Genomic DNA, 12976 nt, shown 5'->3' on the forward strand with positions numbered 1-12976 from the left:
GGCGGTCGTTACGGCTTCTGGAAGCCGGCCGCCTGGAGGATCTTCTGTGCCTCGGGGCCGCTGAGCCACGCCACGAACGCGGCGGCGGCCTCGGCGTGCTTGGACGTCTTGAGCGTGGCGGCCGGGTAGTCGGCGATGGCGTTCTGCGCGTCCGGGATCTCGATGGCGTCGACCTTGTCGGTCGCGGAGGCGGCGTCGGTCTTGTAGACGATGCCCGCGTCGGCCTCGCCCAGTTCGACCTTGCTGAGCACGGCGCGGACGTTCGGCTCCTCGGAGACCGGCTTCACCGTGATCTTCTGCGCGTCCAGCACCTGCCGGCTGTAGCGGCCGACCGGCACCTCGGGCGCCGCCAGGACGACCTTCAGCTTGGTGTCGGCGAGGTCCTTGAGGCTGTTGATCTTGTCGGGGTTGCCCTCGCCGGTGGCGATCACGAGCCGGTTCTTGGCGATGATCTCGGGGGTGCCGGTGTCGGACGCGAGGCCGTCCATGGTCTTGGTGTCGGCGGTGACCAGGGCGTCGGCCGGGGCGCCCTGCTTGACCTGGGCGGCCAGCTCCTGGGAGCCGGCGAAGGAGAACGTCACCTTTGTGCCCGGGTGCTCCTTCTCGTAGGCGGCGCCCGCCGTCTTGAACACGTCGGTCAGCGACGCGGCGGCCAGCACGGTGAGATTCGCCTTGGGCACACCGGTCGACGAGGCGCCGGCGCCCGCGCCGGAGTCCTCGCTGTCCCCGCCGCCACAGGCGGACAGCGGTACGAGCAGGGCGGCGGTGACGAGCGCGGCGGCGGCGCGGCGGCGGGGGGCGGCGAGGACGCGGAAGGAAACGGGGACGGAAGGCATGACGGGGGACTCCTTGGCGGTACGGGCGCGGGAGGGCGCACGGACGAAGGGCGGCGACGACGGCGCGGCGGTGCGACGTCGACAGCAGGGGCAAGGGCGCGCGGCAGGGCGGGTCGGTCCGGGGCCGGTCACGTCCGGTCGATGAACACGCTGGTCGCCTTCACCCGGGCGGTGGCGCGCATGCCGACCTCCAGCCCCAGTTCCTCGACGGCTTCCCGGGTGAGCAGGGAGACCAGCCGGTGCGGTCCCGCCTGGATCTCCACCTGGGCCGCGACATCGCCGAGCGTGACGGCGGTGACGATACCGGGGAACGCGTTGCGCGCGGAGGTGAACGCGACGTCGTCCTCACCGGCGGCGGCGCTCTGCCCAACCTCGACGGAGAAGGCCGCGAGCGCGCGGCCGTCGATGAGCCGGCGGCCGCTCTCGTCACGATGGGTCTCGACCCGGCCGGCGTCGGCCCAGCGGCGCGCGGTATCGGGACTCACGCCGAGGAGCCGGGCCGCCTGACCGATGGTGTAGGACTGCATATGCGACAAGATAGGCCGCATTCGCTCGCATTTACAATCCGCATAAGGATGTTTGAGCGCAGATGAGACCCGGGCAGCGGTCGCGGGCGGCACGGGCGGACGGCCCGGTTCCTCCGGCCCCGCTCGCCCTCGTACGGCTACAGTGCGCTTACAGATCGGGGCGAATCCGGCATATGACCGCCGCCCCGCCGGCACCAGGCTCCGAGGGGTCCTCGTATGAGACTGAGCATCCGCAACCAGCTCCCGGGCACGGTCATCTCCGTCACCCCCGGCGAGGTCATGGCCGTCGTCAAGGTGCGGCTGACCGGCGGTCAGGAGATCACGTCCGCCATCACGCTGGAGGCGGCCGGGGCGCTGGATCTGGCGCCCGGCACCGCCGTACACGCGCTGATCAAGTCCACGGAGGTCGCGCTGGCGACGGACGGGGACTGACGGACCCGCGATCCTGCCGGGCCGTCAGCGCTTGACGGACCGCAGGATGACGAACTTCGGGTCGCTGGTGACGGTCTCGCAGTTGCCGAAGAGACGGCGGAGTTTGACGTGGTAGCCGAGGTGCCGGTTGCCGACGACCCAGAGTTCGCCGCCGGGGCGCAGCGCCGCGCGGGAGCCGGTGAACATGCGCCAGGCCGTGGCGTCGGTCGTCGACTGGTGGGTGTGGAACGGCGGGTTGTTCAGGACGAGGTCGGCCGTGCCCGGCGGGATGTCGTTGAGGCTGTCGCCGAGGACGAACTCGGCCGCCGTGCCCGCGTCGACGTTCTTGCGGAAGGTCGCCTCGGCGGAGGCGACCGCCGAGAAGGACTCGTCGATGAAGGTCACCCGGGCGGCCGGGTTGTCCAGCGCCGCCGCCGTGCCGACCACACCGTTGCCGCAGCCGAGGTCGATGACATGCTCGGGGCCCTGCCGGTGCGGCAGATGGCGCAGCAGGAAGCGGGTGCCGATGTCGAGCCGCTCGGCGCAGAAGATGCCCGCGTGGTTGACGACGGTACAGCCCGAGACGGCGCCGATCCCGTCGGGCAGCGCGTAGCTGTGCGGCCAGGGGCTGGGGGTCCGTACCCGGCCGGGCGCGGGCGAGCAGAAGATCAGCCGGGCCTTGCGGACGGCGAGGGAGGTGGTGGTCGGGCCGAGGATCTGCTCGAAGAGCTTCAGGGTGGAGGTGTGGATCTCGGTGACGCGTCCGGTGGCCAGCACCACGGTGCCGGGGTGGATGCCCGGGGCCAGCCGGTGCAGCTGGTCCGCGAGCAGCGCGAGGCTCTTGGGGATCCGGACGATCAGCACATCGGTCCGCTCGGGCGGGGTGTCCCGCGCGGAGCGCAGCCGTACGGTGTCCGGGGCGATGCCCGCGCGCCTGAGGTTGGCGCGGGTGGCCTGCTGGGTCAGGTACGAGTCGGTGATCTGTGTCAGCGGGCCCGCGTCGACCAGGTCGAGCCGGTGGGCGGCCAGCGCCGTGGTGAGGGCGCCCCACCGGTCCCCCACGACGACCACGGAGCCGGACAGGTCCGTGGGCTCCGTATCCGTTCCGCCGAGGTGCCCCAGCAGGTAGTCGTCGGCGGCGTCCCACGCGCGCAGGGTCTCGCGGGGATGCTCGGGGAAGCGGGTGAGGCCGAAGTCGCCCCAGGGCGTCGTCAAACGGTTCATCGTGTGCCCAGGCTAACCGCCCGGACGGCCGGCTCCCGCCGCGCGGACCGGATCGCGCCCGCCGTCCCGCCTCTTCGCGCGGCCTCTCAGGTGGGCGCCCCGGCCTCCGGTTCCTTGGACCGACCGTCACATGGGGGGGCGGCGTCACGGGGCCGGCACGCACATCTGCGGCGTTGTCGTCGGTCACGATGGCTCCGCCATCACTCCCTCCTCCGCCTTGCAGCTGCACGCACCAGCCCCCGCTCCTTCACCCACCCCCCATGTGACGGTCGGTCTTAGGGCCCCGGGCCAGATCGAGGGCCTCCTGCGCCTGGCCGAGGCTGAGCACGGCGGCGAATTCGGCGCGCGCGATCGCCAGGACCGTCTCGGCGTCGGCCGGTGGATGGGGGTGGTCGCGCAGCGCGATGTCCGCGGCGGCGCGGGCGAGCAGATCGTCGTCCGGGGCGGCCCCGGGCTGGGACATGGTGCGCAGGACCTGGTGCCAGAGTCCGGCCATCGCGTCAGTTCCCTTCGTCCGGGGGGTGGCCGGCCGCGGTGGTGTCGTCCGCGGCGATACCGAGGGTGGCGAGTGTGTGGTGGACGAGTTCGTCCGCGAGGAGTTCCCGCGAGAGCGAGGCGCTGTTGCGGGTCCAGTGCGCCACCAGCTCGTTGACGGCGCCGGTGAGGGCGACCATCGCGAGGCCGTAGTCGCGCGGCGGGGCCTCGCCGCGGGCCACGGCCCGCTCGGCCTCCGCGGTCAGGAAGCCGCTCCACAGACCGCGCCAGAGCAGCCGCTGCTCCTCGACCGCGCGGCCGGCACCGACGACCTCGACGAACGCCATCCGGGCCGCCGCGGTCTCGCCGGTGACGGCGGCGGCGTAGGCGCGGCCCAGCTCGGTGATGCGCTCGCGGGTGCCTGCGGACTCCAGCCGGGGGTCGCTGAGCACGGTCAGGGTGGCTTCCATTCCGGCGCGGGCCACCTCGTTGTGCAGGGCGATCAGCAGCGCCTCGCGGCCCTCGAACTCCTCGTAGAAGGCGCGGACGGGAACATGTGCCGTGCCGCAGATCCGCTCGACGGAGGTGGCCGGGTAGCCGCGGGTGGTGAACAGCTCGGTCGCGGTCGCGAGCAGCCGCTCCCGGCGCAGCGCCCGGTGTTCCCGGCCCGCGTGGGCCTGGTCGGCGTCGGTACGGGCGGGGGCCGGGACGGTGGCGTCCGTACGGAGCCGGTCACCGTCCGGGGCGGCCCGGTCGTCGTGCGTACGGGGCGTGGGGGTACGGGGCGCGGGGGCGTCCGGCCGTACCGGTGACACGCCCGTCGCCTCTCGGCCATGCTCCATCCGACCTCCCCGAATCGCCCTGTGAACGCACGGTGCCGGCACCGGTGAGAGCGCCTGTCGAGCATGCCACGCGCGGCCCGCCGACACGCCCTGTTCCACAAATGCACTCCCGATCGCAAGAACACACGAATCGCTGCGCTCCTTCCACAACCGCCGGCTCCAGGGAAATCACTCGAACGGACGTCACACCGGGCGGCGTCGGGGCGGGGGCGGGACGCTGGCCTGACCGGCCGTTGCCCCGGCCGGCCGATCCGGCGAGAGGGGTGCGGATGACCACTCCCGCCGACCGGGCCGAGCGCGGCCGGGCCGCCCGCCGGCAGGCCACCCGGTCCTCGCACGGACTGTGGATCCCGGCGGCCGACCGGCCCGATCCGCTCACCGTGCTGGCGCGGCAGGCGGCCGGCCGGGTCCCGGAGCTGCTGCCGCTGCGCTACCGGCGCATGGCCGCCTCCCCGTTCGCCTTCCTGCGCGGAGCCGCCGCCGTCATGGCGGGCGATCTGGCCACCCAGCCGCGCACGGGACTGACCGTCCAGCTCTGCGGCAACGCGCATCTGCTGAACTTCGGTGTGTTCGCCGCGCCCGGGCGCGCCCCGCTCTTCGACATCGACGACTTCGACGAGACGCTCCCGGGCCCCTTCGAGTGGGATGTGAAGCGGCTCGCCGCGAGTGTCGCGGTGGCCGCCCTCGGCAACGGCCACTCCGAGGCGCACGCGCGGCGCGCCGTCCGCGCGGGCGCCGAGGCGTACCGGACGTCGATGCGGCGGCTGGCGCCGCTCGGCGAACTCGACGTCTGGTACGAGCGGATCGACACCGCCGGCATCCTGCCGCGCGTACGGGCGGCACACCGTCCGCGCGCGGCGGCCGGCCCGGACGGCGAGCCGTTCCGGACCTGTCTGCGGACGCTGGACCGGCTGACCGACGCGCCCGGCGGCCGGCGCCGGATCGCCCCCGATCCGCCGCTGCTGGAGCCGGTGAGCCGGATCGATCTGGCGATGCTGCGCCGTGTCTTCATCGGGTACCGCAGCACGCTGCCCGAGGAACGGCGGCTGCTCCTGGACCGGTTCCGGTTCGTGGACGCGGCCCGGAAGGTGGCGGGGGTGGGCGGGGTCGGCGCCCGCTGCTTCCTGGTGCTGCTGGAGGGGCGGGGCGCCGGTGATCCGCTGTTCCTCCAGATCAAGGAGGCGGGGCGGTCCGTGCTCGAACCCCATCTCCAGCAGAGCGCGTACACGCACCAGGGCCACCGGGTGGTGGCGGGTCAGCGGCTGCTCCAGGCGGCGGGGGACATCTTCCTCGGCTGGGTGACGGCGCCCGAGGGGCGGCAGTTCTACTGGCGGCAGCTGCGGGACCGGAGAGGGGCCGAGGAGGGGGAGGACATGGCGCCGGCCCTGCTGCACGACTACGCGCGGCTGTGCGGCGCCGCGCTGGCCCGCGCGCACGCCCGCTCCGGCGACCGGATCGCCATCGCCCACTACCTGGGCGCCTCCGATGTCTTCGACCGCGCCGTCGCCGACTTCGCCCTGCGCTACACGGCCCGGAACGCGGCGGACCACGCGGCCCTCGTCGCGGCGGTCGCGGCGGGCCGCGTCCCCGTCGCCTGACGGCCGTTCCCCCGTGCCGGTCCGGCCGGTCAGCGGTCGAGCGCCGGGCCCGCCGTGTCGAGTGCCGCGCCCGTGTCGTCGGCCAGTGTGACGGCGACCTGCCGGGCCTGGCGGGACGGGACGGTGCCGGGGGTGGGCCGGAGCATGAAGCGGCCGAGGTAGTGGCCGTTGCTCGCGGCGCGCAGTTCGATCTCGCCCGCCGGCCAGCCGAGCCGTTCGAGGTCCCATGTCCGGTGGTCCACGACGACGGTGCCGTCCTGTTCGAGCCGGGCCGGGTGGCCGAGCAGGGTGCCGTACTCGAAGCGGCAGCCGCGCAGCCGCAGGATCTCGGTGAGATGGCGGCCGACCTGGTCGACGACGGTGTCGGGGGCACCGGGCGACCGGGCGAGCCGGGCGGTGTCGTGGATCCTGGCGAGCAGACCGGCGTCGACGACCGTCATGACGCGCAGCCGCCGGGCCCTGGCCGCCAGTTGCGACACGGCGAGCCCCACCACCAGCAGCAGGACGGCGGTCACGATGTCGTGGGAGCCGGTGATGGTGAGCCGCCCGTACGGCCGGGTCAGGAAGAGGTCGTACCAGAGGGCCGCCGACAGTCCGGCGAGCGCGCCCGCGAGCCGGCTGCCCAGCGCCGCGACCGCCACGACGGCCACGACCAGGACCAGCGCCGCATCGGCGCCGGCCACGCCCGTACGCCACGGCACCAGCAGCAGGGCGACGGCCAGTGTGGCGAGCGGCGCCACCAGGAGTGCGGCGCGATCGCGTGACGGCAGCCCCCGGAGCGGAAATCCCATGGTGCGCCTCGCTTCCTGCCCACGCCCCCGCCTCTCCAGCGTGCGCCCGGGGCGCCCGGCCGGGGCGGCGGGGCCACGGTCTTGACACCACTCTGCCGCGCGGCGGACGGACCTTGACGCGATGTTGACGGCGGCCGGTCGCGGCGGTGCGGTGACGGCGGTGGCGGCGGGCGGCGGCGCGTGTGATACGCCTGCGTGTCATGGAGGATCTGGTGACAGCGCGGCTCGTACTGCATCCACTGGGCGTTCTGGAGGCCGAGCGGGTGGCCGCCGGGGAACCGGCGGCCGGGGACCGGTGGGCACCCGGCTACCCCACCGACGGCGACATAGTGGGGGCCGGACGCTATCTGACCACCTGTTCGATCACCGGCGACCCCCAGCCCTTCGGCCCGTACGAGATCCGCCGGCGCTCGGACGGCCGGGCGATCGGCGGGGTGGGCTTCCACGGCGCCCCGGACGACGATCTGACCGTGACGATCGGCTACGGGCTGGTCCCGTCGGCGTACGGCAGGGGCTTCGCCACCGAGTCGCTGCGCCGGCTGCTGCGCTTCGCGCGCGAGCGCGGCGTCCTCCGCGTCCGGGGCGACACCGACCACGGCAACACCGCGTCGCAGCGGGTGATGACGGCGGTGGGCATGCGGCTGGTCGCGGAGGACGAGCGGCTCAAGTACTACAGCGTCGTCTGGGACGACGACGGCGCTCCGGACGGCGCCGGAACTATCCCCGGCGCTGGATAGGCGTACGGCGGCGGGCCGGGGGACGGTCGAAGAGGCTCTCCATGGTGGGTTCCTCGTCTCCCTCGCCGTCCTGGAGCGGCGGCAGTTCCACGGTGTAGCGGGGCTCCAGGAAGATGTCGTGGTGCTGCGGACGCGCCGGGGGCGCGGCCGTCGTGCTCGTTGCCCGCGGCGGATCCTGGCGGGACGGTGAAGAAGGCATGCACAACCGTTCGGTGAGTCGAGCGGTCGCGCGGCCCAATGCCGATCGACCCGCTGGGAAGGTGTCTACCTCATCCTTCCCCGTACCGCACAACCACCGGTCCGCGCCGCGGCGCGGGGCCGCCGGCCCGCCGGATCCGCCACACGGCTCCATCGGGGCGGCCGGCGGGTCCGTTCCCGCTCCGGGCGGGAAGGGTGAGGGCGTGTCCGACACCCGGAAGTCACTGAGAGCGCCGGCCGCGGAGCTGCTGCGCCGCGGCCGGGGACCGGGCGTCGCGCAGGCGCTGCGGTCGACCGCCGCCGCGACCCTTGCCTATGTGGCCGCCCGCCATCTGAGCAGCGAGGCCGCGCCGCTCACGGCTCCCCTGACGGCGCTGCTGGTGGTTCAGGTGACGCTCTACTCCACTCTGACGACCGGGATCCGCCGGGTGAACGCGGTGGTCGCCGGGGTGCTGGTGGCCAGTGGTTTCAGTGTGCTGGTGGGGCTGACCTGGTGGAGTCTGGGGCTGATCATCCTGGCGTCGCTGGTGGTCGGACGGCTGGTCCGGGCGGGCGAGTTCGTGCCCGAGGTCGCGATCAGCGCCATGCTGGTCCTCGGGGTGACCCGGGTGGCCTCGACAGCGTGGGACCGGGTGCTGGAAACACTGATCGGCGCGGTGGTGGGGCTGCTGTTCAACTTCCTGTTCGCGCCGCCCGTCTGGGTCCGGACGGCGGGCGAGTCGATCGAGGATCTCGCCCGGCGGATACGGCAGCTGCTGCTGCGGATCGGGGAGGGGCTGACCGCGCCGGTCCCGGTCGCGCGCGCCGCGCGGCGGCTGCACGAGGCCCGCCGGCTCGATGACGCGGTCGGCGAGGTGGACGCGGCGCTGCGGCAGGCGGAGGACAGTGTCCGGCTCAATCCGCGGGTGCGGGAAGGGGTGTTGCACCGTGTGGTGCTGCGGACGGGGCTCGACACACTGGAGATCTGCACGGTGGTGCTGCGGGTGCTGGCCAGGACGCTCACCGATCTGGCGAAGGAACGGACCGACGAGCCGCTGTTCACCCCCGAGGTGGGGGCGGCGCTGGAGGATCTGCTCTCCCGGGTCGCGGACGCGGTGGTGAGCTTCGCCGTCCTGGTGACGACGGAGGCGCGTACGAGCGCCGAGACGGCGGAGGCGCGGCTCGCGGGCGATCTGGAGGCGGCGCGCACGAGCCGGGAGCGGCTGGCGCCCCTGCTGCTGGCGGGGGTCCGGCGCCATCCCCGGCAGTGGCAGCTGCACGGGGCGGTGCTGACCGAGATCGACCGGATCCTCGACGAACTGGCCATGGAGCACCGGTCGAAGCGGCTGATGGAGGAGCTGGACCGCGCCGCGCGGGAACAGCGTGAGCGTTGGCCGCGGCCGGCGGCGGTAAGGCGACGGTTCCGGCGGCGGTCCCGGGGACGGCTCTGGGGACGGTTCCGCGGATAGGCACGGTGATCTTTGTGACGGCGCCGATAGGGGGCCGGCAATTGCGTCGCGCCCGGTGGGAAAAGCCCGCTTTCATCGACAACAGGACATCGGTGGGCGATTATTGACGGAATTTTTACCCCTGATGTGTGTAGGCACGGTGCGGATAGGCGGCGGAGCACGGGCCCGCACCGGCGGAAGGGGCCCGCCGAGGGGTGTCAACTGGGACGATCGCGCGGACGGAGCCCGGCCCGGGGTGATCATGACGCGGCTTTCGCCCCTCTTCGCACGGTGCGGACGGGGGCCCGGGGAGCCCTCCCGGGCTCAGGAGGCGGGCGAAAAGGGAGAGTTGGGTGGGGCGGTTGAAGGGGCTCCGCGCCGATGGCGGTACTGTGCGCGCGCGCCGTCAATCCTGGGCGGCGCGGTTATCCCGGAGGAATTTGTGACTCTATTCAACAGATCGTGGCAGCGCTCCGGCGCGCTCATAACGGTCGTGGCGGCGAGCGCGCTCGGCGTCGGTCTCACGGCGGCCCCGGCTTTCGCGCACACTCCCACCTGGAATGTGACCTGCGACCAGGTCAGCCTGAATCTGACGGCCTACGGAAACAGTGACAAGAACACCGTCACCGTCACCGTGGACGGCAAGGATCTGCTGCCGACCGAGAACTTCAGGAACAACTTCAAGAAGACGCTCGACCTTCCCGATCACAGCAGCGAGCTGACGGTCCGCCTCGTCGTGGACGCGGCCGACGGTGACCGGTTCAACAAGGACGAGACCAAGACCGCGCCCGTCTGCCCCGGCAAGGAGGAGCCGAGCCCCTCCCCGTCGGAGACCCAGCCCACCGAGGAGCCGACCGACGAGCCCAGCGCGACTCCCAGCGAGCCGGCGCCCTCGGAGGAGCCCCCCACCGAGGAGCCCACGACCGAGACCCCCGAGTCGTCGGCCCCGCCGGCCGACGCGAGCACCCCGCCCGTGGACGAGCCGTCGCCCGTCCCCAGCCCCAACGGTGGCGGTGACCTGGCCGAGACCGGTTCGTCCAGCGCCACGCCGCTGATCGCCGGCGCCGCCGGTGTCGTCCTCGTCGCCGGTGCGGGCATCATGTGGGCCGCGCGCAAGCGTCGCTCCGCCCAGGGCTGACCGACCGCACCACGCGGTATCCGTACGACGCACCACCCGCCGCCACGACGGGACCGCCGCACCCCACGCGGTGACGCGTCCGGTCCGTGGGCGGCTCTTCGAACAGTGTGAGGCCCCGCGGCGCCCCCGCCCGGGGCCTCACCCCGTACCGGCCCGTACGGCGTGGCCCGGCGGGATGCGGGCCGCCCCGGGGGCGCGGACAATGAGGGGGTCCGCAAGCCGCCGAGCAGCGCTGGGGGCGTCCATGGATCCGGTGCAGGCGCTCGATCGGATCGCCTTCCTGCTGGAGCGCTCGCGCGCCGAGACCTACCGGGTACGGGCGTTCCGTACGGCCGCCGAGGCGGTGGCGGAGCTGCCCGCCGAGGAGGTCGCCCGCCGCGCCCGGGACGGGAGCCTCGCCCGGGTGCGGGGCATCGGCCCGAAGACCTCGCTGGTGGTGGCGGCCGTGGTCGCGGGCGAGGTGCCGGAGTATCTGGCGCGGCTGGAGCGGGAGGCCGAGGCGCCCCTGGCCGAGGGCGGCCGGGCCCTGCGCGAGGCGCTGCGCGGCGACTGCCATCTGCACTCGGACTGGTCGGACGGCGGCAGCTCCATCGAGGCGATGGGCCGCGCGGCGGCCTCGGTCGGCCACGCGTGGGCGGTGCTCACCGACCACTCCCCCACCCTCACCGTGGCGCGCGGTCTGACGGCCGGGCGGCTGCGCGAGCAGCTCGATGTGATCGCCGCGCTCAACGAGCGGTGGGTGCCGTTCCGGCTGCTGACCGGTATCGAGTGCGACATCCTGCCGGACGGCTCGCTGGACCAGGATCCCGGGCTGCTGGACCGGCTCGATCTGGTCGTGGCGTCCGTCCACTCGAAGCTGCGGATGGACGCGGCGCCGATGACCCGCCGGATGGTCGCCGCCGTACGCGATCCGCGCACCGACGTCCTGGGCCACTGCACCGGGCGGATGGTGGCGGCCCGCCGGGACCCGGGGCGCGGCCGGCGGAGCCGTGGGGGCGACGGTCTGCGGCCCGAGTCGGCGTTCGACGCGGCGGCGGTCTTCGCCGCGTGTGCCGAGTCCGGTACGGCCGTGGAGATCAACAGCAGGCCCGAGCGGCTCGATCCGCCGCGCCGGCTGCTGCGCGAGGCGGTCGCCGCCTGTGTGTTCTTCGCGATCGACACCGACGCCCACGCGCCCGGCCAGCTCGACTGGCAGATCCTCGGCTGCGCGCGGGCCGAGGAGTGCGGCGTACCGGCCGGGCGGGTCATCAACACCTGGAGCGCGGGGGAACTGCTGGAGTGGACCCGGACGCGTAACCCGCCCCGGTAGCGGGCGGGTTACGCGAAGATCCGGTCGAGGCGCTCGCGCCACGCCTCCTCGGTGTGCCGGCCGTCGGCGCCGGGGGCGAAGTCGTGCACACTGACGCCGACCGGTGCGCCGAAGTGGTTCCGGCCGAAGAGGCGGTACATCGCGGTGCCGGTGCGCAGGCCGACGAAGTTCGGGCGGCGGTAGTCGACGACGGCGTCGACCGGTCCCGTGCCGGGCAGGTCGACCCGGACCCCGGCGCCCTCGGCGGCCCCGTCCGGCAGTCCGAGCCCCCGGGTCAGGGCCGCGAACGCGGTGGCGGCCCGGGACGCCTCGGGGCCGTCCGTACCGGAGAACACGGCGGCGCGGCCGGGGAAGTGCCGCAGATACTGGCGCAGGGTGTGGAGATAGAAGTCGGTGTGCTGGTCGGCGCCGTCGTACTGGTTGTCCCAGTCGTCGACGAAGATGCCGCTGTGCACATAGCGCACCCACGAGCCGCCGCCCTCGCGCGCCTCGATGAGATGGTCGAGCTGGTTGAGGGTCTGTCGCGGGATCCCGTCGCCGGCCTCGGGGCTCTCGACCCGGGCGGTCAGCCGGTGGGCCGGGTCCCAGGCGGTGACGGTGCCGCCGAACGGCGCGGCGCCGCCCTCGCGCGGCTCGTACTCCATGGGCCAGAGCCAGGCTCCGGTGCCGGTGGTGATCGCGGCCCAGACCTCCTGGGGGCTCGCGTCGACCTCGAACTCGCGGGCGATCTCGAATTCCTTGCTCATGACGGCTCCTTGTCCGGGGCGGGGCGCACCTCCGCGGGTGCGGGTGCGGTGTGTTCGGTGTGTTCGGGCTTCACGGTGGGGTGGAGGGCCACGACGATCCGGTGATCCCGGCCATCCTCGGCCTCCGCCGCCTGGTATTTGGCGATCAGCGCGCCGACGCCACGGGTCAGTTCCTCGACGAACGCGGCCCGGTCGGCCGCGGAGGCGAAGCGCACCTCGCCGTCGAGCGCGTACGTCGCCACCCGTTGGCGCGCCTTCGCCGCGCCGGTGATCAGGGACCCCGTGTCCCGTACCAGCCGGGCCGCGACCGCGAGCAGCCAGCGCGCGGAGAGCTGGTCGCGGAAGCGGGCCGGGTCCGGCTGCACGGCGGCGAGGGCGAGCGGCGAGATGACGTAGGAGGCCGCGGTGGCCCGCATCATCCGCTCGGTGACATTGCCCCTGCGGCGCTCCCCGGCCAGCTCGACCAGGCCGTGCCGCTCCAGCGCCTTGAGGTGGTAGTTCACCTTCTGTCGCGGCAGTCCCACCCGGCCGGCCAGCATCGTCGCGGAAGCCGGCCCGCCGGCCAGCTCGGCCAGCAGCCGGGCCCGCACGGGGTCCAGCGAGGCGGCCGCCGCCGCCGCGTCCTCGATCACGGTCACATCCAGCATGGGTCCACCCTCTCACCGACAATTATTTTTGTCCAGACGATTCCATCTGTCGGCGGCTGGGCCGGCGCTGG

General features: G+C 73.7%; 14 protein-coding genes and 1 pseudogene. 6 read left to right on the plus strand and 9 right to left on the minus strand.

What is annotated here, in order from left to right; all coding sequences use genetic code 11:
• Window positions 1–8 precede the first annotated feature (8 nt).
• The gene (gene modA / locus DVK44_RS00065; RefSeq protein ID WP_114657475.1) at window positions 9–836 is read right to left on the minus strand and encodes a molybdate ABC transporter substrate-binding protein; all 828 of its coding nucleotides are present in this window, start codon (window positions 834–836) and stop codon (window positions 9–11) included.
• Between the two features lie 128 nt (window positions 837–964).
• Window positions 965–1363 (minus strand): TOBE domain-containing protein, encoded by a 399-nt coding sequence (locus DVK44_RS00070; RefSeq protein ID WP_114657477.1) that lies wholly within the window; start codon window positions 1361–1363, stop codon window positions 965–967.
• 216 nt (window positions 1364–1579) lie between these two features.
• Between DVK44_RS00070 and DVK44_RS00075 the strand changes: the two are divergent.
• A pseudogene (locus DVK44_RS00075) lies at window positions 1580–1783 on the plus strand (TOBE domain-containing protein); the annotation flags it as partial.
• Window positions 1784–1819: 36 nt separating this feature from the next.
• Here the strand turns inward: DVK44_RS00075 and DVK44_RS00080 are convergent.
• The 3 genes from DVK44_RS00080 to DVK44_RS00090 all read right to left on the minus strand — a co-directional run bounded on the left by DVK44_RS00080 (window position 1820) and on the right by DVK44_RS00090 (window position 4314).
• Window positions 1820–2998: a methyltransferase gene (locus DVK44_RS00080; RefSeq protein WP_114657481.1), complete on the minus strand. Its 1179-nt coding sequence runs from the start codon at window positions 2996–2998 to the stop codon at window positions 1820–1822.
• 247 nt (window positions 2999–3245) lie between these two features.
• On the minus strand, window positions 3246–3494 hold the full coding sequence (locus DVK44_RS00085; protein WP_114657483.1) for a hypothetical protein: 249 nt from the start codon (window positions 3492–3494) through the stop codon (window positions 3246–3248).
• Window positions 3495–3498: 4 nt separating this feature from the next.
• Window positions 3499–4314 carry a TetR/AcrR family transcriptional regulator gene (locus DVK44_RS00090; protein ID WP_162793593.1) on the minus strand — a complete coding sequence of 272 codons (816 nt, stop codon included), beginning with the start codon at window positions 4312–4314 and terminating at the stop codon, window positions 3499–3501.
• Window positions 4315–4583: 269 nt separating this feature from the next.
• Here DVK44_RS00090 and DVK44_RS00095 point away from each other — a divergent pair, with 269 nt between their 5' ends.
• Window positions 4584–5912, plus strand: a complete 1329-nt coding sequence (locus tag DVK44_RS00095) for a DUF2252 domain-containing protein (protein WP_114657487.1) — start codon at window positions 4584–4586, stop codon at window positions 5910–5912.
• Window positions 5913–5941: 29 nt separating this feature from the next.
• Here the strand turns inward: DVK44_RS00095 and DVK44_RS00100 are convergent, their stop codons facing one another.
• Entirely contained in the window at window positions 5942–6703 is a 762-nt protein-coding gene (locus DVK44_RS00100; protein ID WP_114657490.1) for a DUF4118 domain-containing protein, read from the minus strand.
• 200 nt (window positions 6704–6903) lie between these two features.
• On the opposite strand from DVK44_RS00100, the gene DVK44_RS00105 reads away from it, so the two are divergent.
• The gene (locus DVK44_RS00105) at window positions 6904–7440 is read left to right on the plus strand and encodes a GNAT family N-acetyltransferase (protein WP_114664778.1); all 537 of its coding nucleotides are present in this window, start codon (window positions 6904–6906) and stop codon (window positions 7438–7440) included.
• Here DVK44_RS00105 and DVK44_RS36215 read toward each other — a convergent pair.
• Complete coding sequence (locus DVK44_RS36215) at window positions 7421–7639, minus strand: hypothetical protein (RefSeq protein WP_162793595.1); 219 nt, start codon at window positions 7637–7639, stop codon at window positions 7421–7423. The genes DVK44_RS00105 and DVK44_RS36215 overlap by 20 nt on opposite strands.
• A 202-nt stretch (window positions 7640–7841) precedes the next feature.
• On the opposite strand from DVK44_RS36215, the gene DVK44_RS00110 reads away from it, so the two are divergent.
• The 3 genes from DVK44_RS00110 (at window position 7842) to DVK44_RS00120 (ending at window position 11512) form a co-directional block, all read left to right on the plus strand.
• The gene (locus DVK44_RS00110) at window positions 7842–9086 is read left to right on the plus strand and encodes an FUSC family protein (RefSeq protein ID WP_408055275.1); all 1245 of its coding nucleotides are present in this window, start codon (window positions 7842–7844) and stop codon (window positions 9084–9086) included.
• A 421-nt stretch (window positions 9087–9507) separates the two neighbouring features.
• The gene (locus tag DVK44_RS00115) at window positions 9508–10203 is read left to right on the plus strand and encodes an LAETG motif-containing sortase-dependent surface protein (RefSeq protein WP_162793597.1); all 696 of its coding nucleotides are present in this window, start codon (window positions 9508–9510) and stop codon (window positions 10201–10203) included.
• Between the two features lie 244 nt (window positions 10204–10447).
• On the plus strand, window positions 10448–11512 hold the full coding sequence (locus DVK44_RS00120; protein WP_114657494.1) for a PHP domain-containing protein: 1065 nt from the start codon (window positions 10448–10450) through the stop codon (window positions 11510–11512).
• Between the two features lie 8 nt (window positions 11513–11520).
• On the opposite strand, the gene DVK44_RS00125 is transcribed toward DVK44_RS00120, so the two are convergent.
• Window positions 11521–12258 carry an SRPBCC family protein gene (locus tag DVK44_RS00125; protein ID WP_114657497.1) on the minus strand — a complete coding sequence of 246 codons (738 nt, stop codon included), beginning with the start codon at window positions 12256–12258 and terminating at the stop codon, window positions 11521–11523.
• On the minus strand, window positions 12255–12905 hold the full coding sequence (locus tag DVK44_RS00130; protein WP_114657499.1) for an ArsR/SmtB family transcription factor: 651 nt from the start codon (window positions 12903–12905) through the stop codon (window positions 12255–12257). Before DVK44_RS00130 ends, DVK44_RS00125 begins: the two co-directional genes overlap by 4 nt.
• Window positions 12906–12976 lie beyond the last annotated feature (71 nt).

Origin of the sequence: Streptomyces paludis (assembly GCF_003344965.1) — a bacterium.
In the GTDB taxonomy this organism is placed as follows: Bacteria; Actinomycetota; Actinomycetes; order Streptomycetales; family Streptomycetaceae; genus Streptomyces; species Streptomyces paludis.

Bases quoted from the DNA above. Each gene is read 5' to 3' on its own strand.
- DVK44_RS00100 (WP_114657490.1), bottom strand. From the start codon at position 6,703: ATGGGATTTCCGCTCCGGGGGCTGCCGTCACGCGATCGCGCCGCACTC.
- DVK44_RS00085 (WP_114657483.1), bottom strand. From the start codon at position 3,494: ATGGCCGGACTCTGGCACCAGGTCCTGCGCACCATGTCCCAGCCCGGG.
- DVK44_RS00070 (WP_114657477.1), bottom strand. From the start codon at position 1,363: ATGCAGTCCTACACCATCGGTCAGGCGGCCCGGCTCCTCGGCGTGAGT.
- modA (WP_114657475.1), bottom strand. From the start codon at position 836: ATGCCTTCCGTCCCCGTTTCCTTCCGCGTCCTCGCCGCCCCCCGCCGC.
- DVK44_RS00095 (WP_114657487.1), top strand. From the start codon at position 4,584: ATGACCACTCCCGCCGACCGGGCCGAGCGCGGCCGGGCCGCCCGCCGG.
- DVK44_RS00105 (WP_114664778.1), top strand. From the start codon at position 6,904: ATGGAGGATCTGGTGACAGCGCGGCTCGTACTGCATCCACTGGGCGTT.
- DVK44_RS00080 (WP_114657481.1), bottom strand. From the start codon at position 2,998: ATGAACCGTTTGACGACGCCCTGGGGCGACTTCGGCCTCACCCGCTTC.
- DVK44_RS00130 (WP_114657499.1), bottom strand. From the start codon at position 12,905: ATGCTGGATGTGACCGTGATCGAGGACGCGGCGGCGGCGGCCGCCTCG.
- DVK44_RS00090 (WP_162793593.1), bottom strand. From the start codon at position 4,314: ATGGAGCATGGCCGAGAGGCGACGGGCGTGTCACCGGTACGGCCGGAC.
- DVK44_RS36215 (WP_162793595.1), bottom strand. From the start codon at position 7,639: ATGCCTTCTTCACCGTCCCGCCAGGATCCGCCGCGGGCAACGAGCACG.
- DVK44_RS00125 (WP_114657497.1), bottom strand. From the start codon at position 12,258: ATGAGCAAGGAATTCGAGATCGCCCGCGAGTTCGAGGTCGACGCGAGC.
- DVK44_RS00120 (WP_114657494.1), top strand. From the start codon at position 10,448: ATGGATCCGGTGCAGGCGCTCGATCGGATCGCCTTCCTGCTGGAGCGC.